This window comes from Caulobacter segnis (assembly GCF_029543125.1).
Classification (GTDB): domain Bacteria; phylum Pseudomonadota; class Alphaproteobacteria; order Caulobacterales; family Caulobacteraceae; genus Caulobacter; species Caulobacter segnis_D.
Map to the genome: position 1 here is coordinate 22258 of NZ_JARQWW010000005.1, position 23011 is coordinate 45268.

General features: G+C 67.5%; 22 protein-coding genes and 2 tRNA genes. 9 read left to right on the forward strand and 15 right to left on the reverse strand.

Translation table 11 applies throughout. The features are described 5' to 3' along the window. Positions 1 to 122 precede the first annotated feature (122 nt). From P7B02_RS15060 to P7B02_RS15075, 4 genes are all read left to right on the forward strand, one after another. Positions 123 to 1580 (forward strand): circularly permuted type 2 ATP-grasp protein, encoded by a 1458-nt coding sequence (locus tag P7B02_RS15060; protein WP_277787557.1) that lies wholly within the window; start codon positions 123 to 125, stop codon positions 1578 to 1580. Further along, positions 1577 to 2524, forward strand: coding sequence for an alpha-E domain-containing protein (locus tag P7B02_RS15065; RefSeq protein ID WP_277787174.1), 948 nt, complete (start codon positions 1577 to 1579; stop codon positions 2522 to 2524). Before P7B02_RS15060 ends, P7B02_RS15065 begins: the two co-directional genes overlap by 4 nt. Next, positions 2524 to 3498 carry a transglutaminase family protein gene (locus P7B02_RS15070; RefSeq protein WP_277787175.1) on the forward strand — a complete coding sequence of 325 codons (975 nt, stop codon included), beginning with the start codon at positions 2524 to 2526 and terminating at the stop codon, positions 3496 to 3498. Before P7B02_RS15065 ends, P7B02_RS15070 begins: the two co-directional genes overlap by 1 nt. A gap of 65 nt (positions 3499 to 3563) precedes the next feature. Continuing rightward, positions 3564 to 4757 carry a CaiB/BaiF CoA transferase family protein gene (locus P7B02_RS15075; RefSeq protein ID WP_277787176.1) on the forward strand — a complete coding sequence of 398 codons (1194 nt, stop codon included), beginning with the start codon at positions 3564 to 3566 and terminating at the stop codon, positions 4755 to 4757. Here P7B02_RS15075 and P7B02_RS15080 read toward each other — a convergent pair. Next, entirely contained in the window at positions 4754 to 5596 is an 843-nt protein-coding gene (locus P7B02_RS15080; RefSeq protein WP_277787177.1) for a transglycosylase SLT domain-containing protein, read from the reverse strand. The genes P7B02_RS15075 and P7B02_RS15080 overlap by 4 nt on opposite strands. A gap of 162 nt (positions 5597 to 5758) precedes the next feature. Between P7B02_RS15080 and P7B02_RS15085 the strand changes: the two genes are divergently transcribed. Continuing rightward, positions 5759 to 6472, forward strand: a complete 714-nt coding sequence (locus P7B02_RS15085) for an energy transducer TonB family protein (protein WP_277787178.1) — start codon at positions 5759 to 5761, stop codon at positions 6470 to 6472. Positions 6473 to 6486: 14 nt separating this feature from the next. Here the strand turns inward: P7B02_RS15085 and P7B02_RS15090 are convergent, their stop codons facing one another. Both P7B02_RS15090 and P7B02_RS15095 read right to left on the reverse strand, forming a co-directional pair. Then, entirely contained in the window at positions 6487 to 7650 is a 1164-nt protein-coding gene (locus tag P7B02_RS15090) for an acyl-CoA dehydrogenase family protein (protein WP_277787179.1), read from the reverse strand. Positions 7651 to 7675: 25 nt separating this feature from the next. Next, positions 7676 to 8725, reverse strand: a complete 1050-nt coding sequence (locus P7B02_RS15095; protein ID WP_277787180.1) for an NAD(P)/FAD-dependent oxidoreductase — start codon at positions 8723 to 8725, stop codon at positions 7676 to 7678. Positions 8726 to 8823: 98 nt separating this feature from the next. Between P7B02_RS15095 and P7B02_RS15100 the strand changes: the two genes are divergently transcribed. After that, the gene (locus P7B02_RS15100) at positions 8824 to 9393 is read left to right on the forward strand and encodes a HutD/Ves family protein (protein ID WP_277787181.1); all 570 of its coding nucleotides are present in this window, start codon (positions 8824 to 8826) and stop codon (positions 9391 to 9393) included. Here P7B02_RS15100 and P7B02_RS15105 read toward each other — a convergent pair. Next, entirely contained in the window at positions 9390 to 9947 is a 558-nt protein-coding gene (locus P7B02_RS15105) for a TetR/AcrR family transcriptional regulator (protein WP_277787182.1), read from the reverse strand. The two genes, P7B02_RS15100 and P7B02_RS15105, sit on opposite strands and share 4 nt — an antisense overlap. 134 nt (positions 9948 to 10081) lie before the next feature. On the opposite strand from P7B02_RS15105, the gene P7B02_RS15110 reads away from it, so the two are divergent. From P7B02_RS15110 to P7B02_RS15120, 3 genes are read left to right on the forward strand one after another with little or no spacing between them, the layout of a single operon-like run. After that, positions 10082 to 11221 carry an efflux RND transporter periplasmic adaptor subunit gene (locus P7B02_RS15110; protein ID WP_277787183.1) on the forward strand — a complete coding sequence of 380 codons (1140 nt, stop codon included), beginning with the start codon at positions 10082 to 10084 and terminating at the stop codon, positions 11219 to 11221. A 12-nt stretch (positions 11222 to 11233) separates the two neighbouring features. Then, a complete protein-coding gene (locus tag P7B02_RS15115; protein ID WP_277787184.1) occupies positions 11234 to 14449 on the forward strand; it encodes an efflux RND transporter permease subunit in 3216 nt (1071 codons plus the stop codon). Continuing rightward, positions 14449 to 15855, forward strand: coding sequence for an efflux transporter outer membrane subunit (locus P7B02_RS15120; RefSeq protein ID WP_277787185.1), 1407 nt, complete (start codon positions 14449 to 14451; stop codon positions 15853 to 15855). The genes P7B02_RS15115 and P7B02_RS15120 overlap by 1 nt, the downstream gene beginning before the upstream one ends. A gap of 236 nt (positions 15856 to 16091) precedes the next feature. Here P7B02_RS15120 and P7B02_RS15125 read toward each other — a convergent pair. The 11 genes from P7B02_RS15125 to hisD form a co-directional block, all read right to left on the reverse strand. Next, positions 16092 to 16168, reverse strand: a tRNA-His gene (locus P7B02_RS15125). A gap of 138 nt (positions 16169 to 16306) precedes the next feature. Continuing rightward, positions 16307 to 17032, reverse strand: a complete 726-nt coding sequence (locus P7B02_RS15130) for an energy transducer TonB (protein ID WP_277787186.1) — start codon at positions 17030 to 17032, stop codon at positions 16307 to 16309. A 14-nt stretch (positions 17033 to 17046) separates the two neighbouring features. Beyond that, entirely contained in the window at positions 17047 to 17484 is a 438-nt protein-coding gene (locus P7B02_RS15135; RefSeq protein ID WP_277787187.1) for a biopolymer transporter ExbD, read from the reverse strand. A gap of 5 nt (positions 17485 to 17489) precedes the next feature. Beyond that, a complete protein-coding gene (exbB, locus tag P7B02_RS15140) occupies positions 17490 to 18284 on the reverse strand; it encodes a tonB-system energizer ExbB (RefSeq protein WP_277787558.1) in 795 nt (264 codons plus the stop codon). 470 nt (positions 18285 to 18754) lie between these two features. Continuing rightward, positions 18755 to 18830 (reverse strand) — tRNA-Phe (locus tag P7B02_RS15145). A gap of 105 nt (positions 18831 to 18935) precedes the next feature. Next, complete coding sequence (locus P7B02_RS15150; protein ID WP_277787188.1) at positions 18936 to 19118, reverse strand: DNA gyrase inhibitor YacG; 183 nt, start codon at positions 19116 to 19118, stop codon at positions 18936 to 18938. Then, entirely contained in the window at positions 19115 to 20161 is a 1047-nt protein-coding gene (locus P7B02_RS15155; protein WP_277787189.1) for a ribonuclease E/G, read from the reverse strand. The genes P7B02_RS15150 and P7B02_RS15155 overlap by 4 nt, the downstream gene beginning before the upstream one ends. Then, positions 20158 to 20751, reverse strand: coding sequence for a Maf family nucleotide pyrophosphatase (locus P7B02_RS15160; protein WP_277787190.1), 594 nt, complete (start codon positions 20749 to 20751; stop codon positions 20158 to 20160). The genes P7B02_RS15155 and P7B02_RS15160 overlap by 4 nt, the downstream gene beginning before the upstream one ends. Before the next feature lie 36 nt (positions 20752 to 20787). Further along, complete coding sequence (locus P7B02_RS15165) at positions 20788 to 21243, reverse strand: low molecular weight phosphatase family protein (RefSeq protein ID WP_277787191.1); 456 nt, start codon at positions 21241 to 21243, stop codon at positions 20788 to 20790. A 4-nt stretch (positions 21244 to 21247) separates the two neighbouring features. Further along, on the reverse strand, positions 21248 to 21715 hold the full coding sequence (locus tag P7B02_RS15170; RefSeq protein WP_277787192.1) for a UPF0262 family protein: 468 nt from the start codon (positions 21713 to 21715) through the stop codon (positions 21248 to 21250). After that, positions 21715 to 22995 carry a histidinol dehydrogenase gene (gene hisD / locus P7B02_RS15175; RefSeq protein WP_277787193.1) on the reverse strand — a complete coding sequence of 427 codons (1281 nt, stop codon included), beginning with the start codon at positions 22993 to 22995 and terminating at the stop codon, positions 21715 to 21717. Before hisD ends, P7B02_RS15170 begins: the two co-directional genes overlap by 1 nt. Positions 22996 to 23011: the final 16 nt, after the last annotated feature.

Here is a 23011-nt window from a genome sequence, read left to right on the forward strand (position 1 = left end):
CGAAAAGCCGCTTCTTTCGGCGCGGCGACGGCTAGGGTCGGATTGATGATGCTGAATACGAGACAAGAGCGTTGAGCCCGGTGACCCAACAGTCGGAAATCGACGCTACGCCAGTTCTGCCCATGACGCAGGCGGCGTACCTGCCCGGCGCGGCCTATGACGAGATGTTCGCCGACGGCGGCGAGGTGCGCGAACATTACGCACACCTGCACACCCGCATGTCGCGCCTCTCCACCGAGGAGTTGGGCGGCCGCCAGCAGACCCAGGAGCGTTCGTTCCTGCTGCAGGGGATCACCTTCACTGTCTATGGAGCCGACAGCGCCACCGAGCGGATCATCCCCACCGACCTGTTTCCCCGCATCCTGCCCGCCCAGGAGTGGGCGCGGATCGAGGCCGGCCTGACCCAGCGCCTGCGTGCGCTGAACATGTTCCTGGCCGACATCTACGGCGAGCAGAAAATCCTGATGGACGGGATCGTACCGCGCGAGCTGGTGCTCAGCGCCCCGTCCTATCGTCGCGAAATGCAGCACCTGTTCGTGCCGCACAAGGCCTACGCCAATGTCTGCGGCTCCGACCTGATCCGCGGTCAGGACGGTCAGTTCGCGGTGCTGGAGGACAACCTGCGGGTGCCGTCGGGCGTGTCCTACATGCTGGCCAACCGCGACGCCGCCAAACGCACCTTCCCCGGCGCCTATCGCGCGGCGGGCGTGCGGCCGGTGGAGCGCTATCCCGACCTCCTGCTGTCGACGCTGAAAAGCATGGCGGCGGACTGGCGCTCAAATCCGCAGGTCGTGGTTCTGACCCCCGGCGTCTATAATTCCGCCTACTACGAGCACGCCTATCTGGCGCGCCTGATGGGCGTGCCGCTGGTCGAGGGCCGCGATCTCGTGGTCCATGACAACACCGTCTACATGCGCACCACCACCGGCCTGCGGCGGATCGACGTGATCTACCGTCGGGTGGACGACGACTTCATCGACCCCCTCACCTTCCGCCGGGATTCGGCGCTGGGCGTCGCGGGGCTGTTCAACGCCTATCGCGCCGGCTCGGTGGTGATCTGCAACGCCCCCGGAACCGGGGTTGCGGACGACAAGGCGGTCTATGCCTACGTCCCCGATATCATCCGCTACTATCTGGGCGAGGACGCCATCCTGCCTAACATCGAGACCTTCCTGTGCCGCGAACCGGCGCAGCTCAGCCACGTGCTGGAGAACCTCGACAAGCTGGTGGTCAAGGCCGTGGGCGCTTCGGGCGGCTACGGCATGCTGATCGGGCCCCACGCCTCCGCCAAGGAACGCGCCGAGTTCGCCGAGGCGATCAAGGCCGATCCGGAGAACTACATCGCCCAGCCGACCATCCAGCTCTCCACCGCGCCCTGCCTGGTGGACGGCCGGATCGAACCGCGCCACGTGGACCTTCGTCCTTTCATCCTGTCGGGCGAAAAAATCGTTGTGACGCCCGGCGCCCTGACCCGCGTCGCCCTGCGCCGCGGATCGCTGGTGGTGAACTCCAGCCAGGGCGGCGGCTCCAAGGACACCTGGGTGCTGGCGGACGACGCCAGCGGGAGCGTCCAGCCATGATGCTCGCCCGTGTGGCTGACAGCCTCTACTGGACCGGCCGTTATCTGGAACGCGCCGAGCACCTGTCGCGCCTGTCGGACGTGATGCTCAACGCCACCCTGGACCAGAGCGACGCCGGCCTGCAGGCGGCGCGCATCGCCCTGGCCGCCCTCGGCGACGAGGAAGGCTCCAAGACCGCCTCGCCCTATGAGGCGGCGCTGGGCCTGGTGCTGAACCGCGATGACCCCAACTCGGTCGTCTCGTCCCTGGCCCGCGCGCGTGAGAACGCCCGCCAGGTCCGTGACCAGATCACCACCGAGACCTGGGAGCGGCTGAACATGCTCTATCTGCGCATGACCGGCAGCGAGGCGAAGCGCGCCTTTGAAAGCGGTTCGTCCGCCTTCCTGCACGAGGTCATCGCCGACCTGCACACCTTCAAGGGCGCCGCCGACGCCACCATGAGCCACGGCGAAGGCTGGCGGTTCCTGATGCTGGGCGCGCACTTGGAGCGGGCGCAGCTGATCGCCCGCCTGCTGGAGGTCGGCTTCGGCGAGGCGCGCACCGTTCACGCCACTGACCGCATCGCGCTGATGAGCTTGCTGCGCATGGCCTGTGCGCTGGAGCCCTATCTGCGCGCCTATACGGCCGAGATCGAGCCGCGCCACATCCTGGAGTTCCTGCTGTTCAGCGAGGACTTCCCGCGTTCGATCCGCTTCAGCACCAACCAGATGGAGCTGCACCTGAGCAAGGTGGCGCGCCACATGGAAAGCGGCGTCGGCGGCGGGCATCCCGAACGCCTGGCCGGCCGCCTGAAGGCCCGCCTGGAGTTTGCCGACGTCGAGGAATTGGAGGCCATGGGCGCCAGCGGCCTGCTGGCCCAGGTGGTCACCGAATGCGGCCGCATCCACCAGGCCATCTACGACACCTTCGTCGCCTATCCGCTTGAACTGAGATTGCCGGCCTGATGCTGCTCGAAGTCCGCCACGTCACCCAGTACCACTACGCCCAGCCGGTGCGCGAAAGCGTCATGGAGCTGTGGATGCAGCCCCAGAAGGGCGGCCGCCAGCGGCTGGTCAGCTTCGAGCTGGACCTTGAGCCCGCCGCGCAGCTGTTCTCCTACGGCGACACCTTCGGCAACGCCGTCTATCACTTTGACGTGCCGCAGCCGCACGACCGCCTGACCATCGTCGCCCGCTCTGCGGTGGAGACCCAACCCGACCTCATCCTGCCCGAGGCGTTGGACGCCGGCGAATGGGACCGCCTGCGCAGCGACTTCGTCCGAGGCGAGGCCTTCGACTTCCTGCATGACCACGGCTACGCTCGGCGAACCGAGGCGCTGCAGGCGTTCATGGAGAAGCACGACATCGCCGACCTGCGCCGTCGCGACCCGCTGACCGCCCTGCGTCTGCTGAACAAGACGATCTACGACGCCTTCGACTACGAGCCCGGCGTGACCGAGGCCGACAGTCCGATCGACGAGGCGCTGGAGGCCGGCCGTGGAGTCTGTCAGGACTTCGCGCACATCATGATCGCCATCTGCCGGTCATGGGGCGTGCCTGCACGCTACGTTTCAGGCTACCTGTTCACCGACCGAGAGGCCGGCGACCGCTCCGATCCTGACGCCACCCACGCCTGGATCGAGGTGTTCTTGCCCACCCTGCGCTGGGTCGGCTTCGATCCGACCAACAACATGCTGACGGGCGAGCGCCACATCGCCGTGGCGGTGGGCCGCGACTACGCCGACGTGCCGCCGTCGCGCGGCGTGTACAAGGGCGATGCCGAAAGCCAGCTGGCCGTGGGCGTCTCCGTCCGCCGCGCCCGCGCCGCCCTGGCCGAGCCGGAGTTCATGCGCGTCGCCCGCCCCGCCTTCGCCGGCGTCCGCCGCCGCACCGACGGCGAGGCCTATCGCCACGACCAGCAGCAGCAACAGCAGCAATAGGCTCTGGCGGGTTTCCATCGCCCGCCGCCATGCCACTATGCCTCCAAAACATAAGGGAGGCTCGCGTGCTGGAAGGTCTGAAGGTCGTCGAATTCGCCACCTATATCGCCGCCCCCGGCGCGGCGGGGATCATGGCCGACTGGGGCGCCGAGGTGATCAAGGTCGAGGCGATGGACGGCGATCCCATGCGCCGGTTCTTCGACACCATCGGCTCCGACAATCCGGACAATCCGGTCTTCGACCTGGATAACCGCGGCAAGCGCGGCATCGCCCTGGACATCCGCACCGAGGCGGGGCGCGAGGTGCTGGTCCGCCTGGCGAAGCAGGCCGATATCTTCCTCACCAATGTCCGGCCCGGCGCCCTGAAACGCGCCCGGCTGGATCACGAGACCCTGCGGGCCGAGAATCCGCGCCTGATCTACTGCAGCCTGACCGGCTACGGCCTGGAGGGCGCGGACGCCGACAAGCCAGGCATGGACGTGGCGGCCTTCTGGTCCCGGGCCGGCGTCGGCTCCCTCACCGCGCCCAAGGGGTCCGAGCCTTTCCCCATCCGCACAGGCATGGGTGACCATGTCTGCTCCCTCGCCACCACCTCGGCGATTCTGGCGGCGGTGATCGAGCGAGGGCGAACGGGTGTCGGGCGGCTGGTGGAGACCTCGCTCCTGCGGGCGGGCGTCTACGCCATCGGCTCCGACATGGCGATCCAACTGAAGATGGGCCGCATCGCGTCCACCCGGCCGCGCGAGCAGGCGGTGCAGCCCCTGGCCAACTTCTTCCGAACGGCGGACGGCAAGTGGATCTGCCTGCTGCCGCGCCAGGGCTCCACCGACTGGCCGCGCATCGCCGCGGCGGCGGGACGCGCCGATCTTGTGGACGACCCGCGCTTCACCAACGCACGTTCCCGGCGTGAAAACGGCGCGGCCCTGGTCGCCGCTATGGATGAAGCCTTCGCCGCCCTGCCCTATGCCGACGCCGCCAGGGCGCTGGATGAGGCGGACATCACCTGGGGCCCTTATCAGACGCCGGCCGAACTGGTGCAGGACCCTCAGGCACACGCCGCCGGCTGCTTCGTTCAGACGCCCGACGGATCGGGCGGCGCCTTCACGGCGCCCGGAGGCCCCGCGCGTTTCCCGGGCGCTGATGACGGACCGAAAGGCCCCGCGCCAAAGCTCGGCCAACACACGCGCGAGGTTCTGTCAGAGCTCGGCTACGGCGAGGATGAAATCACGGCGATGATCGCCGGAAAGGCCGCGGCCTAGGTCTTGGTCTTGTTCGCTTCCGCCAGCACACGGAGCATCTCGGAGGTGAACAGGGATCCGCCCAGGCCGCGGGTCGAACCCTGATCGCCCATGGCCAGATCGAACGGATCGTTGCTCTTCTGCGAGCCGCGCAGGATGAACTCCACCAGGGCCTGCTGTTGCTGGACCCGGTCGTCCCGTCGGGCCGAGGCGTACTGAATGAATCCGGTCGGCTCCCGCTCGCCCAGGGCCTGCTCTGGGCCGCCGGTACGGGTCAGGTTTGCATAGACCTCGCCCACCGTGGCGGCGCGGCCGTTGCGGTAGAAGATCGAGCGGTTCGCCTGGGCGGCTTCCGGAAACAGAGCGGCGGCGCTGGCTTCCGGCCGGCTGTCCATCGCCTCGATCAGCTTGGCCGAGCCCTTGGGACCAAGAAAGTGGGCCGCATAGAGCTCGCCCGATGTCGGCGTGCGGCCGGTGCGGCCGCGTAGGTAGGAGGCATGATCGGACGCCAGCTCTCCCGCCATCAGCGAGGCGGCGTGCGGATCGAGCTTCAGGCCCATCACCGCCTTGCGAGCCTCTCCCCCGCCGGCCACGTGGAAGCGGCCAGAATTGTCCTGGCTGATCAGGTCGGCGTAGCGGGCGTAGCCGTACTTGGAGCCGTGCTTCTTCAGGGTCGAGAGCCAGGTCTGGTCGACGAACTGAAACAAGCCCGCCGCCGAGGACGTCCCGGCCTTGGCGGTCGGGTTGTAGCCGCTCTCGCGCTTGGCGGTCTTCATCAGGAACGAGAAGTCGACCCCCGTCGCGCTGGATGCGCGCTGGATGGCGGTCTCGACGACTCCCCGGATGGACTGCACGGTCATGGACCTTGGATCAGGCCAATATGGTTAACGCCAACTTAACCATGCCGAGCTTGCCCGGCAGATATTGCCGCATTCACCGGATTACAAATGTAGATTTATTGATTTACGAATGTAGTTTTCCGTGAGAGCGTGAAGACGGCCACAACGACAGGGAGGTTCGCCATGGTCGTCCAACCCGCCTTCTCCGTCCCACCGTGGGAGCGCGCCGAGCATGCCCGCCCTCGCCTGTCCCGTGGAGCGGTGATCGCCCTGAGCGCCTCGCTCGCGGTCCACGCGGCGCTGGGCGTCTATCTCTACTATCGAAAGTTCGTCCTGCCCGAGGCGCGGCTCAGCCCGCCGGAACAGATCATCAGCCTGGAGCGGTACATCCCCGCCCCGCCGCCTCCCCCGCCCTCAACGCCGCAGGTGACGCCGCCCAGGACGGTCAACCTGCATCAAGCCGCGCCGAACCCGATCATTCCGGACATCACCACGCCGGCCATCATCGCCCCGCCGGGACCGATCGACCTGGGCCCGGTCACCACTCTTCTCCAACCGCCCATCCCGACGGTCGCGCCCCCCGCTCCGCCCGCCCCGCCGGTCATCATCCGGCCGACCTGGCTGAAGCGTCCCGGCGCGGCCGAGATGTCACGCTTCTATCCGGAATCCGCTCAGCGGCGCGGCGTGTCCGGCGGCGCCACGATCAGTTGCCGCGTGACAGCGGCGGGCGCGGTCGCCGACTGCGCCGTGGTCGACGAATCCCCCGCCGGCGAAGGCTTCGGCGCGGCGGCGGTGAAGCTGTCCCGCTTCTTCAAGATGAAGCCTCAGACCGAGGACGGCCGCACGGTGGACGGCGGTCAGGTCCGCATCCCGATCCGCTTCAACGCGGCTGACTAGACGCGGGGGCCTGCTCAATAGCTCTTGGGCAGGCCCAGCACGCGCTCGGCGATGTAGTTCAGGATCATCTCGCGGCTGACCGGCGCGATGCGGGCGATCATCGCCTCGCGGAAATAGCGCTCCACGTCGTATTCCTTGGCGTAGCCCATGCCGCCATGCGCGAGGACCGACGCCTCGCAAGCGTGGAATCCAGCCTCCGCCCCCAGGTATTTGGCGGCGTTCGCCTCGGCCCCGCATTCCTGGCCGGCGTCGTAGAGCGCGGCGGCCTTGAAGGCCATCAGGCTGGCTGCCTCCAGCTCGGCCCAGGACTTGGCCAGCGGGTGCGCCACCCCCTGGTTCTGGCCGATGGGCCGGCCGAACACCACGCGCTCCTTGGCGTAGGTCGCGGCCTTGGCCAGGGCGGCCCGTCCCAGCCCCACCGCCTCCACCGCGAACAGCACCCGTTCCGGGTTCAGGCCGTGCAGCAGGTAGGAGAACCCCTTGCCCTCATCGCCGATCAAATCCTCCGCGGGGACATGCAGGTCCTCGATGAAAAGCATATTACATTCAACGGCTTTTCGGCCCATCTTCGGGATCGGCTTGGCCTCGATCTTCTCGCGATCGGTGTAGAAAAGACTGAGCCCCTGGGTCGGCTTGGCGACCTGATCCTTCGGCGTGGTGCGGGCGATGATCAGGATCTTGTTGGCTCTCTGGGCGCCCGTGGTCCAGATCTTCCGCCCGTTCAGGACATAGCCGTCGCTCGTACGCTCGGCCCGGGTTTCCAGGCTGGAGGTGTCGAGGCCGGAGTTCGGCTCCGTCACCGCGAAGCACATCTTGTCCTCGCCGCTGATCAGGCGCGGCAGATGGCGGTCGCGCTGCGCGGCCGTGCCGAACTTCACGATCGGCATGGGCCCGAAGATGTTCAGGTGGATCGCCGAGGCGCCGGAAAAGCCCGCGCCCGACTGGGCCACGGTCTGCATCATGATCGCCGCCTCGGTCAGGCCGAGGCCCGCCCCGCCGACGCTCTCCGGCATGGCGACACCCAGCCAACCGCCCTCGGCGATGGCGGCGACGAAGGCTTCGGGAAAGGCGCCGGTCTCGTCGGTCTTGCGCCAGTACTCGTCGTCGAAACGCTCGCAGACCCGGGCGACGCCGTCGCGAATGGCTTCCTGTTCTTCTGTCAGCCCGAAACCGGTCATGCATCCCCCTTGCGCGGCCGGTCTCCTAGAACCGCCTCGGGTCGAACCGGGCGGCCAAGGGGCCGGCGTCTTCGTTGTTCACATAAGCAGCGATCATATTGGCGATGACCGGCGCCAGAAGCCAGCCGTTGCGACGCGCGCCGACCGCCAGGATGACGCCCGGAGCCACCACCGGTCCCACCAGCGGCAGACCATCCGCCGTCGCCCCGCGTACTGCGGCCGACGCCTCGAACTTTGCGCCGTCAAGCGCTGGCAACAGACGTGTCGCCCGCGCGGTCAGGGCGTCGATCACCTCCGGGTCCACATCCCGGTCCGCGCGGCCCTGCTCCATGGTCGCGCCGACGATCAGACCATCAGGCGACGGGCAGATATAGATGCCTTCCCCGCGCAGCACGGGTCCGTCGACGATCACATCCCGCGCCTGGGCGATCTGGCCCTTGATCGGCAGGACGGTGCTCAGTTCCGGCGCGACGGCCTCCAGCCCGTGCCCGCCGCCGGTAGCGATGACCAGCTTGTCAGCTGCGATCTTCCGACCGTCGTCGAGCAACGCCTCGCGCCCGTCCCAGCCGACGACCTGAGCGGCGATGAACTCGGCGCCGTGGGCCCCGGCGGAATCCCGCAAGGCCGCTAGGGCCTGCAATGACCTTAGGCGCAGATCTTCCCGCGACCTCAGGCCGCCCAGCCCAGGCGCAATTCCCGGAACCAGGCCCGCGGCTTCCTCGGCGGTGAGCCGCTCGAACGGCGCGCCAGCCTCCGTCAGCCGCGCAGCCCACGTCTCCACGACGTCGGGCGCGCCGACCGCGACTGCCCCGGAAAAATCAAGTTCGACACCATGGACCTGTGCGAAGGCTGGCCACAGATCGCGCGCCTCGGCCAGCATCCGGAAATGCCCGGCGGAGGCGACGTCAAAGGCCGTCTCCATGGCGGGAGCCAGCATCCCGGCAGCGACGCCGGATGCATTGTCCCCCAGGGCGGCGGCGTCACAGAGGACGACTTTGACGCCATGGCGTGCGAAGATCGCCGCCGTGGCGAGTCCGACGGCTCCGCCGCCGGCGATTACGACTCGTTGGTCCATGCCGGCAAAGCAACGATCAGGCCCCCCTGCGTCAAGCCTTGCCCAGCGCATCACGATTCGGACAACGCCGTTACGCGCGCGAGTGAGTTGGAGGCGCCGTGCAGATTTTTCGTAATTCGGATCGAATCGTCAGTCCCTGGCGGAACGGCGGCGGTGTGACCGCTGAGATCGTCGTCAGTCCCCAGGGCGCGAACTTCGAGGACATGGACTGGCGCGCAAGCTTGGCCCGGGTGGAGCAGGATGGACCTTTCTCCTCATTTCCGGGGGTTGATCGCGTGCTCACCGTCGTCGACGGCGACATGAGCCTGAGGCTCAATGAAGGGCCGGCCGTCAAAATCGACGCCGCGACCTCTCCATTGTCCTTTCCGGGCGAGACATCAATCCAGGCGCGCACCTCTTCCGGCGCCAGCGTGCTGAACATCTTCGTCCGCCGGGGTCACTGGCGCGCCACTGCGGAACGCCTGACAGTCTCGGCGCCCCGTTCATTCCCGGTGGATCCCCCTGCCCTGGTCTATGCCGTGGATGATCTCAGCGTGCGCGTCGGCGATACGGCCAAGGCCCTGCACGCCGGCGACGCCATCCTTCTGAAGACGCCGGCCGAGCTGCGTCTCTCCGCGCCGGGTCCTTCGGCGCGCTCCGTCGTGGTGAGACTGTTCCCGATCGCCTAGTCGATGCAGCGCTGGATGATGTCGGCCAGCCGGCGCTCCATGTCCGTCAATTGCGCTTCATCGAGATCGAAGTCGGCGACCAGGGCGCGGGAGATGCTCAGCCCCATGATGATCGCGCCGACGATCCGCGCGCACACCCTGGCGCTGTCGCCGCCGATATAGGCGTCCAGCCGGTCGTAGAAGCGATCACGGCCCATGACGCGGATGGCCTCCGAGGCCTTGGGCGAGGCGGACGACCGCAGCATGATCAGGAAGCAGTCGAGCTTCTCGCTGTCCTGCGGCTCGTGAAGCATCATGTGCGCCACGTGGGCGCCGAACTGATCGCGCTCCACGTCGAACAGGTCGCTGGGGTCGCCCGTGTTGCAGACCTCGACGAACAAATCTTCCTTCGAGCCGAAGTAGCGGGAGATCAGCGCCGGATCGACGCCGGCGTCCGACGCCACGTCCCTGACGCCGACACTGTCATAGGCCTCACGTGAGAATCGCGCACGAGCGGCGCCTAAAATGGCGGCTCGGGTAGCCGCGGCATTGCGCGTTCGGGGAGAAGCACCCACGTCCGTCAAAGGCTCTTTCCTAAATTGTCTGTCATTCGCGTCAACGACTGTTGACTTACATACCCCAAGTCGGGCTAGAAGTCACCGCCTGTTGACATGGGCTTCCCTTACGGAAGCTCAAACTGGGGAATAGAATGCGCAAGATCCTCGCCGTCGCCGCCATCGGCGCGACCGGAATCGTCCTGACCGCCTGCGGTCCGAAGGCTGCTCAGCCTCAAGGCGGTCCGCCCCAGGTGTCTGTCGCAACGCCCCTTCAGGAGCGCGTCGTCGACTGGAACGACTTCGTCGGCCGCTTCGAGGCGCCGCAGTCGGTCCAGGTCCGCGCCCGCGCGGGCGGCTACATCCAGGCCATCCATTTCCGCGACGGCCAGCAGGTGAAGGCGGGCCAGTTGCTCTTCACCCTGGACCCCCGCCCCGCCCAGGCCGCCGTCGCCTCCGCCAAGGCCCAGGCTGACCAGGCCCGCAACGACCTGAAGCGCGCCGAAAGCCTGCTGGCCGCCACGGCCATCTCCCGCGAGGAGTTCGAAACCCGCCGCGCCGCCGCCCAGGTGGCCGACGCCGCCCTGCGCGCCCGCGAGCTGGACCTGGAGTTCACCCGCGTGACCGCGCCGGTGTCCGGCACGATCTCCGATCGCCGCGTGGACGCCGGCAACGTCATCTCGGGCGGCACGTCCAACGCCGACGTGCTGACCACCATCGTCTCCACCAACCCCATCCACTTCGTCTTCGAATCCTCGGAAGCCCAGCTCCTGACCCAGCAACGCCAGTCCGGCCGCGCCGGGGGACAGGTGAAGGTTCGTCTGCAGGACGAGGCGGAGTACCGCTGGAACGGCACGGTCGACTTCTCCGACAACGCGGTGGACGCCAGCTCCGGCTCGTTCCGCATGCGCGCCGTCGTCAACAACCCCAACGGCTTCCTGAAGCCCGGCATGTTCGGCCGCGCCCGCGTGGAAGGCTCCGGCGCCTACAACGCCATGCTGATCCCGCAAGAAGCCGTGGTCGCCGACGGCGCCCGGAAGGTCGCCTATGTGGTGGCCGGCGACGGTGCCGTCACGGTGAAGCCCATCCAGCTCGGCCCGCTCAGCGGCGGCCTGCGCGTGGTCAAGACCGGCCTTCGTCCGGATGACCGCGTGATCGTCAACGGCATCCAGCGCGCCCAGCCGGGCCAGAAGGTCACCGCCGTCAATTCGACGATCTCGCGCAAGGCCGGCGGCGAAGCCCCGCCGCAACTCGCCGCGCCCACGCCCGCCGCAACCGCGACGCCGGTCCAGTAGAGCCCGCGACCCATGCGCCTTTCGCACTTCTTCATCGACCGACCGATCTTCGCGGTCGTCATTTCGGTGTTCATCAGCCTGATCGGCGCCTTCGCCTATCCGCTGCTGCCGCTCGCCCAGTATCCCGAGATCGCGCCGCCCACGATCGCGGTCGCCGCCACCTATCCGGGCGCCTCCGCCGAGATCCTGGCCGAGACCGTCGCCGCTCCCATCGAACAGGAGATCAACGGCGTCGAGGACATGCTCTACATGACCTCGTCGTCGGCCAACGGCCTGGCGCAGATCACCGTCACCTTCAAGCCGGGAACGGATCTCGACGCCGCCCAGGTGCTGGTGCAGAACCGCGTCGCCCTCGCCGAGCCGCGCCTGCCCGAGCAGGTGCGCCAGATCGGCGTGCAGGTGAACAAGCAGTCCACGGGCTTCCTGATGCTGGTCGCCCTGACCAGCAAGGATCCCAACACCGACATCGACTACATCGGCAACTACGCCAACGCGACGCTGCGCGACCAACTGCTGCGCATTGAGGGCGTGGGCGGTGTGCAGGTGTTCGGCGGCGGCCTCTATTCCATGCGTGTCTGGATCGATCCCAGCCGCGCCGCCGCGCGTGATCTGACCGCCAGCGAGATCGTCACGGCCCTGCGCACCCAGAACGTGCAGGTGGCCGCCGGCTCGGTCGGCCAGCCTCCTTTCGGCGGGAACACCGCCATGGAGATGCCGGTCCAGGTGGAAGGCCGCCTGTCCGATCCGGAAGAGTTCGCCGACGTCGTCATCAAGACCGACGCCAACGGCCGCGTGACCCGCGTCCGCGACGTGGCCCGTGTGGAGCTCGGCTCCCAGGACTACGGCATCCGCGGCTACTTCAGCGGCAACCGCGGCATCGGCATGGCGATCATCCAGCAGCCGGGCTCCAACGCCCTGGCCACGGCTGACCGCGTGCTCGCCACGGTCGAGCAAGCCAAGGCGACCTTCCCTCAGGGTGTCAGCTACTCGATCCCCTACAACCCCACCGAATACGTCGCCGCCTCGGTGGAGTCTGTGCAGCACACCCTGGTGGAAGCCATCGTGCTGGTGGTCATCGTGGTGCTGGTCTTCCTGCAGACCTGGCGCGCCGCGATCATTCCCATCATCGCCATCCCGGTCGCCCTGGTCGGCACCTTCGCGGTGCAGCTGGCGCTGGGCTTCTCGATCAACTCCCTGTCGCTGTTCGCCCTCGTGCTCGCCGTCGGCATCGTCGTCGACGACGCCATCGTCGTGGTCGAGAACGTGGAGCGGAATCTCAGGATGGGCATGACCCCCAGGGAGGCCGCCTACCGGACCATGGACGAAGTGTCCGGCGCCCTGATCGCCATCGGCCTCGTGTTGACGGCGGTGTTCGTGCCGACCGCCTTCGTCTCCGGCATCCCAGGGCAGTTCTATCGCCAGTTCGCGGTGACCATCACCGCGGCCTCGCTGATCTCCCTGCTGGTGTCGCTGACCCTGTCGCCCGCCCTCGCCGCCCTGCTGCTCAAGCCGCACAAGGAAGGCCACGAGAACCAGGGCCCCCGCTGGCTGCGCCCGCTGCAGTATGCCGGCAAGCGCTTCAACGACGGCTTCGACTGGCTGAGCGACCGCTACGGCCGCCTCACCGGCCGCCTGATCCGCGCCAGCATGATCGTGCTCATCGTCTATGGCGGCCTGCTGCTGGTCACCGGCTGGCGCCTGGGCGCCACCCCCGCCGGCTTCATCCCGCAGCAGGACCAGGGCGTGCTGATCGGCGTCGTCCAGATGCCTCCCGGCGCCTCGCTGGAACGCACCGACGCCCTGCTCGCCCAGACGGCCAAGGCCGTTTCGGAAATGCCGGGCGTGGAGAGCGTCGCCTCCTTCGCGGGCCTCGACGGCGCCAGCTTCTCGCAGGCCTCCAACGCGGGCACCATGTTCGTCCGCCTGAAGGATTGGGAAGAGCGCGGCTCCGACCTGTCGGCCGACAACCTCGCCGGCGCCATCATGCAGAAGATGGGCGCCGTGCAGGAAGCCAGCGTCTTCGTCCTGTCGCCCCCGCCCGTCCAGGGTCTGGGCAACGGCGGCGGCTTCAAGATGATGGTGCAGGACCGCTCCGGCGCCGGCTATCCGGCCCTGGAAGGCGCCGCCTTCGCCATGATGGGCGCCGCGGCTCAGGACCCGGAACTGCAGCAGGTCTTCACCCAATTCAACACCCGCTCGCCCCGCATCGCGGCCGACATCGACCGCGACAAGGCTCTGCTGCTCGGCGTCCAGCCCAGCGAGGTCTATTCCACGCTCGGCACCTATCTGGGTTCGAACTACGTCAACGACTTCAACATGCTGGGCCGCACCTTCCGCGTGACCGCCCAGGCCGAACCCACCCAGCGCGACGACGTGGCCGACATCGGCGACCTCAAGGTCCGCTCGACCTCGGGCGGCATGGTCCCGCTCGGCTCAGTGGCCAACCTGCGCGACGACACCGGTCCGGTGCGCGTGGTGCGCTTCAACCTGTTCCCGGCGGCTGAGCTGCAGGGCCAGGCTGCGCCCGGCGTCTCGTCGGCTCAGGCCATCGAGAAGATGGAGGCCATGGCCGCCCAGACCCTGCCCAAGGGGTTCAGCTACGAGTGGACGGAACTGGCCTTCCAGGAAAAGGCGGCCGGCAACACCGCCGCCCTGATCTTCGGCCTGGCCGTTGTGTTCGTGTTCCTCGTGCTGGCCGCCCAGTACGAAGCCTTCACCCTGCCCCTGGCGGTGATCCTGATCGTGCCGATGTGCATTCTCGCGGCCATCATAGGGGTCAACATCCGCGGCCTGGACAACAACATCCTGGTCCAGATCGGCTTCGTGGTGCTCGTCGGCCTCGCCGCCAAGAACGCCATCCTCATCGTGGAGTTCGCCAAGCAGGCCGAGGAGCAGGATGGCCAGGACCGCTTCGAGGCGGCCGTGACCGCCGCCCGCACGCGCCTGCGTCCGATCCTGATGACGTCCTTCGCCTTCATCCTGGGCGTCGTGCCCCTGATGCTGGCGACGGGTCCGGGGCAGGAGATGCGCCAATCGCTGGGCACCTCGGTGTTCTCGGGGATGCTGGGCGTGACCTTCTTCGGCCTGATCTTCACCCCGGTGTTCTACGTGCTCTGCCGCTGGATCGCCCAGCGCCTGCCCAAGCCGGCGGCCAAGGAGCGGACCTACCCGACCACGGGCGGCTCCACGCCGCACGACCCGGTCACCGACAACGACGGAGCCCACTGATGCGCCGCCTCTCCCGCGTGCTCATCATGAGCGCCTCCGCCACTGTCCTGACCGCCTGCGCGGTCGGCCCGGACTACGTGAAGCCCGAGAGCATCCCCACCCAGGCCGCTTTCGTCAGCGCAGCCAATCCCGCCTTCACCCAGGCGGCTCCGGCTGGCGACTGGTGGCGGCTGTTCCAGGCCCCGGCCCTCGACGCCCTGGTCGCCCAGGCGCTGGAGGCCAACAAGGACATCGCCGTGGCCTCGGCGAACCTGGCCCAGGTGCGCGCCTCGCTCAGCGAGGCCCGCGCCGGCCGCCTGCCGACCACGACCGCCTCGGCCTCTGTCCGCAGCGTGCGCCAGCAGGTCCAGCCCGGGACGCCGCCCTTCGAGGCGGACGTCTATAACGCCGGCTTCGACATGAACTACGAGGTCGACATCTTCGGCCGCGTCAGCCGCAACATCGAAGCCGTCCGCGCCGATCGCGACGCAGCCCAGGCGGCGCTCGACGCCACCCGCCTGACCGTGGCGGCCGAAACCGCCCGGGCCTTCGCCGACGCCTGCGCCGCCAATGTGCAGATCGAGGTGGCCAACCGCACCCTCGGCCTGCAGCAGGAGACCCTGGGCCTGACCCGCAGCCAGTTCGACAACGGACGCGGCACGGGCCTCGACGTCTCCCGCGCGGCCACCCAGGTGGAGAACACCCGCGCCACCCTGCCGCCCCTGCTGGCGGCCAAGGATGCCGCCCTGTTCCGCCTGGCGGTCCTGACCGGCCAGCCGCCGGCCCAGATCCCGGTCAGCGCCCGCGACTGCACGACCATCCCGCAAGTGGCCTCGGCCATTCCGGTGGGCGACGGCGCCGGCCTGCTGGTCCGCCGCCCGGACGTGCGCCAGGCCGAACGCCGCCTGGCCGCCGCCACCGCCCGCATCGGCGTGGCCACCGCCGCGCTCTATCCGCAGGTGACCCTGGGCGGGAACATCGGCTCGACCGCGCTCAAGGCTGGCGACCTGCTGGACGACTACACCTTCAGCGTCGGGCCGCTGATCTCTTGGAGCTTCCCGAACATCCTCGCCACCCGCGCCCGCATCAAGCAGGCCGGCGCGGCAGCTGACGCTGCCTTGGCGACCTTCGAGCAAGCCAACCTCGTGGCCCTGCAGGAGACGGAGACGGCCTTGTCCGCCTACGCGCGTGAACTGGACCGCCGCTCGGCCCTGCGCCGCGGCAGGGATCAGAGCCGCGAGGCCCTGCGTCTGGCGCGCATGCGCTACGACGCCGGCGTGGACAGCTTCCTGACCGTCCTGGACGCCCAGCGCACCCTCGCCTCCTTGGAGGCGCAGCTGGCCCAGTCGGAGGCCGCCGTGACCACCAACCAGATCGTCCTGTTCAAGGCCCTGGGCGGCGGCTGGGAAACCCCGGCGGCGGAATAAGAAGCCGCTCAATCCTCTAGCCGCTCTGAATGGAGGCGGGCGTCCACAGGGCGCCCGCCTTTTTCTATGCCCGAAGCAGCATGAGCTCGGTTTGCACGCGTCAGAGGCTGGCCGTGGCGCGCCGAAGCGGCTTGAACGCCTCTGCCCCCTCCGGGGGAGCCCTATCAGCCCACAGCCCCTCCGTAGGCCTTAAAACGAGAAAGGCCCGGCGTCGCCGCCGGGCCTCATCAAGCGAATGGTACCACCTCTCAGGTTCGAACTGAGGACCTCTAGAGCCACAATCTAGCGCTCTAACCAACTGAGCTAAGGCGGCGCATTCGCGAGGGGTGTCCTTTAGTCTCCTGGGCGCTTCGGATCAAGCACGAAGGCGCCTTTCAAGGCCGGATTATACCAAGAAAAACGCCCCGGAGATTGCTCTCCGGGGCGTTCTTTTTGTTCGCTCTCGCGGACCCTAGGTGGGCACGCGGAAGACGATCGGGATCCGAACCGTGCCACCTTCGACGGGCGCGCCGTCGTTAGTCTTCGGACGCATCCGGAAGATGCGGGACAGCTTGATGGCGGCGTCGCCGAAGCCGTAATCGGCCGGGTCTTCCGAAACGATCGAGCAGCTCTCCAGGGTGCCCTTGGAGGTCACCTGGCACGAGATGGTCGCGCGACCGTTCATTTCCATCCGCTGCGCGCGGTCCGGGTAGTAACGAGCCAGGTCGTCACCGCTCGGCTTGCGCAGCCAGTCCGGGTTCGTGATCACCGAAGGCCGCGGCGGAGCCGCCGGGGCCGGCGGAGCCGTCGAGATCACCGGCGGAGCCGGGCTTTCGACCCGTTCCTTCACCGGCGGGATCGGCAGCGGCGGCGGCGGCGTAACGTCCGGGGGGACGTTTGCCGGCGGACGCGGCTGAACCTTAGCCGGCGGCGGCGGTTCGTTGGTCGGCGGCGGCGGCGGAGGCGGCGGAGGCGGCGGCGGCGGCGGTTTGATAACGTCCACCTTCACCGCTTCGTCCGAGTACTCCTTGTACTTCGGCTCGAACTTCACCTTCCACAGGTAGACCCCGAGGAGGGCGTGAAGCCCGAAAGCGACGAGCACACCGATACCGAAGGCGCCGAGGCCCTTCTTTTTCGGGCCCCCGTCCGCCGTCAGCGGATCGTAGTGACGCCTGGGTTCTTGCTGTTCTTCAGCCATTCAACCATGCACCCCTACGAAGCAGCCGCGTCAGCGCCGATCAGCGCCACGCTATAGAACCCGTTGTCCTGAAGCGTATTCATCACCTGCATGAAAGCCCCGTAGCGGGTTTGCTTGTCAGCACGGATGTAAATGCGCTCCTTGGTCGGGTCGCGACGGCCCACGTTCTTCTTCAGATCCTCGCCCATGGTGTCCACCGAGGTTTCGAAGTCCCCGATGTAGATCGCCCCATTGGACTGGATCGAGATGTAGACCGGTTTCGGCGGGTTCTGCGACGCTTTCGCGACCGCAGGCGGGAGGTCCACTTCCACCGACACGGTGGCTAGCGGAGCCGCCACCATGAAGATGATCAGGAGAACCAGCATCACATCGACGAACGGCGTGACGTTGATCTCGCTGTTCTGTTCGACGTTGAACCTACCGCCGCCCCCTCCTGAGAGTTTGGCGCCCATAGGTCTTAGGCCCCCTTGTCGAGCTGACGCGACAGTGCGTTGGTCAGTTCAGCCACGAAACCTTCAGCGCGCGTCCCGTAGGCCGAGATGCGGGTCTGGAAGTAGTTGTAGAAGATAACCGCCGGGATAGCGGCGAACAGACCGATGCCGGTGGCGAGCAGCGCTTCAGCGATACCCGGGGCCACGACGGCCAGGTTGGTCGTGTTGGTGTTCGCGATGCCGATGAACGAGTTCATGATCCCGTACACGGTGCCGAACAGGCCGATGAACGGACCAGCCGAACCGACCGAAGCCAGGAAGGTCATCCCGCCGCCGAGACGCTTAGCCAGGTTGGCTTGCACGGCGTTGATGGCGGTTTGGACACGAACCAGCGTCGAGTCACGGTGAGCGCCCGAAACCTGCAGACCCGCTTGACGGGACAGTTCGATTTCAGACGAGGCGGCGGCGGCCATGTCGGCCATCGGGTTGCCTTCGAACTCTTCCGAGGAAGAGAGACGGCCGATGTCGGCGATCGACTTCGCACCGCGGAAAGCTTCCAGGTACTTGTCGGATTGCTTGTTGAGGCCACCGAACTCGAAGAGCTTGCTGATCAGCAGCACCCACGAGAACACCGAAGCGAGCACCAGGCCGATCATGACGACCTTAACGACCGGTTCGGCGTCAAGGAACATCTGGACAGGCGTGAGCTTGCCGGCGTGGGCGATCTGCGCAGGAGCGTCCTGAGCGAGAGCCGGGGCGGCCGCCATGAGCGCCGCAGCGCCGGCGAGGCCAAGAATGGTAGTCAGTCGTTTGTTGAGCATCTGTCGCCAGTTCCTGATTGGTCTAGCACGTTTGGACACAAGGGTCGTCGCGCGAAAGCGTCTCCACCCTACGAACATGTTGAGAAGCGTCACTTCGTTAGTTTGAGCTCTACTCCCAACACCGCTTCGCTGCGCCCGACCCGCAACGCTGAGCCGAACCAGAAGGCCGGAACCGCGTTTCGAAGGCGCGAGGGCCCCGAACGGCCCGAGGGCCATCCGAGAATTACCGCAATGTCAGAATTGCGGTCTTGGTCCTTTGGCGAACCATTGCCCCATCGTCAAGGGTCTCGAACGATAGATATTTCATCGAGAGCGACCTAACGACGTTAGGTTCATTGCGCTGCACAAAACAAAACTGTCGTAAAACAGCAAAAATTCCCCCCGATCGGCATGATCCGCATTGCGGCCGCGTAAGACGCAACGCGGGCGAAAAGCCGCACTGGCGGGTTGAATCTATTTTTTGCGGGAGGTGGTGCCTGGGGCCGGAATCGAACCAGCGACACGCGGATTTTCAATCCGCTGCTCTACCAACTGAGCTACCCAGGCTTATCCCCTTCGAGGCCGTGAAATCAGGCCCCAAAGGCGTTCCCGCGTTCGCGGGAGCCGCGTCTATAGAAGAGACGATCCGGCCTGTCCAGCCGGTCCGGCATCTTATTCTTCGTCTCGCGAAAAAGGTGCTGACGCCCCTTCTTCCTCGTCCTCTCGGCCGGCCCCGGGGACGGCGTAGCTTCCCACCAACCAACGCTGCAGATCGACGTCCGCGCAGCGTTTCGAGCAGAACGGCTTGAAGGCCGGATTGGTCGGCTTGGAGCAGATTGGGCAGCCCTTGCTCATTTGCTGAACACCTCAAGGTGCTCAGGGCCGCCTCGATCGGAGGCCTGGACCTCGAAACGCGCCCCCAGCTTGTTCCGCAACGCGGGCAAATAGGGCTCCACCGCCTTGGCCACGGCGGGCGAACAGAAGACGCGAAGTTGCCCGCCGGGGGACGAGGCCCCTTCCCGCTCGATCATTCTCACGAGACGAAGGGCGAGGGTTTGGTTCGTCAGCCGCCCATCCGGCCCGCGCAAGATTTCCAGCACCGAACGCCTCCGGCGCGGGATCGTCATCTCCATGGTGCCGAAGCGGCTGATGGCGCCGATGGCCACGCCCGGATTGTCCGCAGCGAACGCCTTGCGCGCCACACCCAGCAGAGCATGCCCGTCATGGCCCCGTCCGACGAGATCATAGACCACCAGTCCGCCCAGCCCCTTGAGCCGCATCAGCCGCGCGCCGACGGTCAGAGCCGTCATATTGGCTTGGCGGGTCACTTTCTTGGAATCCTGTCCGCCGCGATCACCCAGGTCGACATCGACCGCGATCAGCGCCCGGGTCGGCTCGATGCTGATCGTGCCGCCGCCGGGAAGATCGTGGACGGTCAGCAGCACTTCTTCTTCCGCCTCGTCGATGGCGGCACGGGCTTCGGGCCCCTCGAACACCTCGTCCGTGCCCGCCCACAGCATCAACTGCTCGGCCAGGTCGCCTGGCGCGGCGGTGACGCGCGGCGCGCCCTGGGCCTCGGCGATGAAGCGGGCGACAGCCAGCTTGCCGTTGCGCGGCTCGCTCTTGATCTCGATCTCCACCGAACCGCCCTGAACCAGCGGCGGCATGTCGGACTTGAGCGCCAGGATGGCCTCCGCGCCGCCCGGCAGCTCCAGGAACGCGGAAGACATCACCTTCTCTATCTTGCGCACGCGGGCGACGGAGCGCGCGCCCTCGGTGAGGATCGGATCATCGCCGTCGCGCTGGATGACCAGACGTTCCGGCCGGCCGTCATGAACGATCAGGCCGCGCGTCTCGCCAATCCCGCGATCCAGAAAAAGCCAACGATCTTCGCTCATGCGCGCCACCCCAGTCCGGAAAGCAGATTCACGGTCTCATAAAGCGGCAGGCCGACCACGCCCGTATAAGAGCCTTCCAGGCTCAGGATGAACGCCCCGGCCCGTCCCTGGATGCCATAGCCGCCGGCCTTGCCCTTCCATTCGCCGCTGGCGACGTAGGCTTCGATCTCGGCCTTGGTCAGGCGTTTGACGTGCAGACGTGTCTCCACCAGGCGCGAGGCCTTGCGGCCGTCCGGCGCCACGGCGGCGATTCCGGTCAGGACCTTGTGCGCCCGGCCGGACAATAGAGTCAGACACTGACGCGCCTCCGCCTCTGTCTCCGCCTTGGGCAGGACGCGGCGGCCGACGCAGACCACCGTATCGGCGCCCAGGACCACGGCCTCGGGGGCGTGAACCGCTGCGGCCGCCGCCTTCTCCACCGCCAGGCGAAGAGCCAGGCGACGGGGCGTCTCGTCACGCAGCGGGCTCTCGTCGATATCCGCCGGGGCCACGCGGTCAGGCTCGATGCCCGCCTGACGCAGCAGATCCAGGCGGCGCGGGCTGGCGCTGGCCAGGACCAGCTCAGGGCGGGGTTTGTCAGTCTTGCTCATGAATCCTCGGACGGCGGGCGCCGCCATATAGCTTGCTCAGCCGCCGAACGTCGATGTCGTGCCGAAGCGGCGATGAATCGCGGCGGAGAGGTCGTCGCGCACCCTGCGGTAGGCTTCGATCACGCCCTCACGTGAACCCTCGGCGAGGGTGGGATCTACGGTAGGCCAGTAGAGAATCTCCACCGCTCGTCCCCGCGTCATCTCCACGGCCCGGTGATGTGCTTCCGGCGTGAGCGAGATGACCATATCGAAGGACTCGTCCTCCAGCTCGCCGAAGGTCTTGGCCCGGTGGGTGGAAAGGTCGAATCCGACCTCATCCATCACCGCCTGAGCGAAGGGATCCGCCGTCCGTCCCGCCGGGTCGGCCTTCAGCCCGCACGAATCAACAAAGATTCGATCCCCGAACCGCAGGCGCAGCAGGCCTTCGGCCATGGGGGAACGCACGCGGTTGAAGTTGCAGGCGAACAGGACCGCCCCGGGGAGCTCCACCACGGGCTCAGCCCCGCCAGTGCAGGGCGCAGATCAGGGTGAACAGGCGGCGGGCGGTGTCGAAATCGAGCTGCACCTTGCCGTCCAGCCTTTCGCGCAACAGCGACGAGCCTTCGTTGTGCAGACCCCGCCGCCCCATGTCCAAGGCCTCGATCTGCTGCGGCGTCGAATTGCGGATGGCGTGGTAATAGCTCTCGCAGACCATGAAGTAGTCCTTGATCACCGTCCGGAACGGCGAGAGCGACAGCAGGTGTCGATAGGCGAAGTCCGGCCCCGCGATGTCCAGGGCCAGGCGGTTCTCCACCAACGAGATCTTCAGGTCATAGGGCCCGCCGTCCGCCCCCTCCGGCTGGAAGCTGTTGGCCTCCAGCAAGTCATAGATCGCGACCTGGCGCTCCTGCTCCTGGTCGCGCGAGGCGGCGGCCAGGGATTCCTCGTCGATCTCGACGGTCTTTAGCGCATGCGGTCCGCTCATCAGCTCTTCAGCCGCACCGCCGCCGAACGCGCATGCGCCGGCAGCCCCTCGGCCGTGGCCAGGGCCACCGTCGGCGGACCGAGCCGCGCGAAGGACGCGGGATCGCATTTGACGATCGAGGTGCGCTTGAGGAAGTCGTAGATCGACAGGCCTGACTGGAACCGCGCGGCCCTGCTGGTGGGCAGAACGTGGTTGGAGCCGGCGATGTAGTCGCCGATGGCTTCGGGCGTATGCCGACCCAGGAAGATCGCGCCGGCGTGGCGCACCTGGTTGGACAGGGTTTCCGGTTCGTCGAGGGCGAACTCAACGTGCTCCGGCGCCAGGATGTTCACCAGGCGCGGACTGTCGGCCAGGGGCGCGATGATGATGGCGCCATGGTTCTTCCAGGATTCGTGCGCGTCCTCGGCGGTGGCCAGGGTCTCCAGCTCGGCGGCGATAGCCTGCTCCACCTTGTCGGCGAAGGCCTCATCGTCGGTGATCAGGATGGATTGCGCGGCCGGGTCGTGCTCGGCCTGGGACAACAGGTCGGCGGCGATCCAGCTGGGATCGTTCTTTCCATCAGCCACCACGACGATCTCCGACGGCCCGGCCAGGGCGTCGATGCCCACCACGCCGTAGATCTGGCGCTTGGCGGCGGTGACGAAGGCGTTGCCCGGACCGACGATCTTGTCCACGGGAGCGATCGGCCCCGCCCCAAAGGCCAGGGCGGCCACCGCCTGGGCCCCGCCCACGCGCCAGATCTCGGTGACGCCGGCTTCCTGGGCGGCGGCGAGAACCGCTGGCTGCAGCTTGCCCGGGGGCGTGACCATGGCGATGCGGTCGACGCCCGCCACCTGGGCCGGGACACAGTTCATGAGCACGGTCGACGGATAGGCCGCACGGCCGCCGGGCACATAGACGCCCACGGCCTCCAGCGGCGTCCAGCGCCAGCCCAGCTCCACCCCGGCTTCGTCGATGAAGCGCTGGTCGGCGGGTTTCTGGCGTTCGTGAAAAGCCTTGATGCGCGCGGCGGCGATGCGGATCGCCTCGCGGACTTCCGGATCGCATTCGGCGGCGCCGGCGGCGATCTCCTCCGGCGTGACCCGGATGGTCTCCTCGGTCAGCTCGACCTTGTCGAACTGGCGCGCGAAGCGCAGTACGGCGGGCAGGCCCTCGTTCTGCACGTTCTGCAGCACGTAGCGGACCGCCGCACCCACATCGTCAGGCGAACCACGCTGCTCGCCCACGAAGGCCTGGAAGCGGGTTTCAAAGTCGGGGTCGGAAGATCGGAACCGGCGCATGAGCCGGGCTATACAA

Bases quoted from the DNA above. Each gene is read 5' to 3' on its own strand.
- P7B02_RS15060 (WP_277787557.1), top strand. From the start codon at position 123: ATGACGCAGGCGGCGTACCTGCCCGGCGCGGCCTATGACGAGATGTTC.
- P7B02_RS15065 (WP_277787174.1), top strand. From the start codon at position 1,577: ATGATGCTCGCCCGTGTGGCTGACAGCCTCTACTGGACCGGCCGTTAT.
- P7B02_RS15070 (WP_277787175.1), top strand. From the start codon at position 2,524: ATGCTGCTCGAAGTCCGCCACGTCACCCAGTACCACTACGCCCAGCCG.
- P7B02_RS15080 (WP_277787177.1), bottom strand. From the start codon at position 5,596: ATGACCGTGCAGTCCATCCGGGGAGTCGTCGAGACCGCCATCCAGCGC.
- P7B02_RS15085 (WP_277787178.1), top strand. From the start codon at position 5,759: ATGGTCGTCCAACCCGCCTTCTCCGTCCCACCGTGGGAGCGCGCCGAG.
- P7B02_RS15090 (WP_277787179.1), bottom strand. From the start codon at position 7,650: ATGACCGGTTTCGGGCTGACAGAAGAACAGGAAGCCATTCGCGACGGC.
- P7B02_RS15095 (WP_277787180.1), bottom strand. From the start codon at position 8,725: ATGGACCAACGAGTCGTAATCGCCGGCGGCGGAGCCGTCGGACTCGCC.
- P7B02_RS15110 (WP_277787183.1), top strand. From the start codon at position 10,082: ATGCGCAAGATCCTCGCCGTCGCCGCCATCGGCGCGACCGGAATCGTC.
- P7B02_RS15115 (WP_277787184.1), top strand. From the start codon at position 11,234: ATGCGCCTTTCGCACTTCTTCATCGACCGACCGATCTTCGCGGTCGTC.
- P7B02_RS15120 (WP_277787185.1), top strand. From the start codon at position 14,449: ATGCGCCGCCTCTCCCGCGTGCTCATCATGAGCGCCTCCGCCACTGTC.
- P7B02_RS15130 (WP_277787186.1), bottom strand. From the start codon at position 17,032: ATGGCTGAAGAACAGCAAGAACCCAGGCGTCACTACGATCCGCTGACG.
- P7B02_RS15135 (WP_277787187.1), bottom strand. From the start codon at position 17,484: ATGGGCGCCAAACTCTCAGGAGGGGGCGGCGGTAGGTTCAACGTCGAA.
- exbB (WP_277787558.1), bottom strand. From the start codon at position 18,284: ATGCTCAACAAACGACTGACTACCATTCTTGGCCTCGCCGGCGCTGCG.
- P7B02_RS15150 (WP_277787188.1), bottom strand. From the start codon at position 19,118: ATGAGCAAGGGCTGCCCAATCTGCTCCAAGCCGACCAATCCGGCCTTC.
- P7B02_RS15155 (WP_277787189.1), bottom strand. From the start codon at position 20,161: ATGAGCGAAGATCGTTGGCTTTTTCTGGATCGCGGGATTGGCGAGACG.
- P7B02_RS15160 (WP_277787190.1), bottom strand. From the start codon at position 20,751: ATGAGCAAGACTGACAAACCCCGCCCTGAGCTGGTCCTGGCCAGCGCC.
- P7B02_RS15170 (WP_277787192.1), bottom strand. From the start codon at position 21,715: ATGAGCGGACCGCATGCGCTAAAGACCGTCGAGATCGACGAGGAATCC.
- hisD (WP_277787193.1), bottom strand. From the start codon at position 22,995: ATGCGCCGGTTCCGATCTTCCGACCCCGACTTTGAAACCCGCTTCCAG.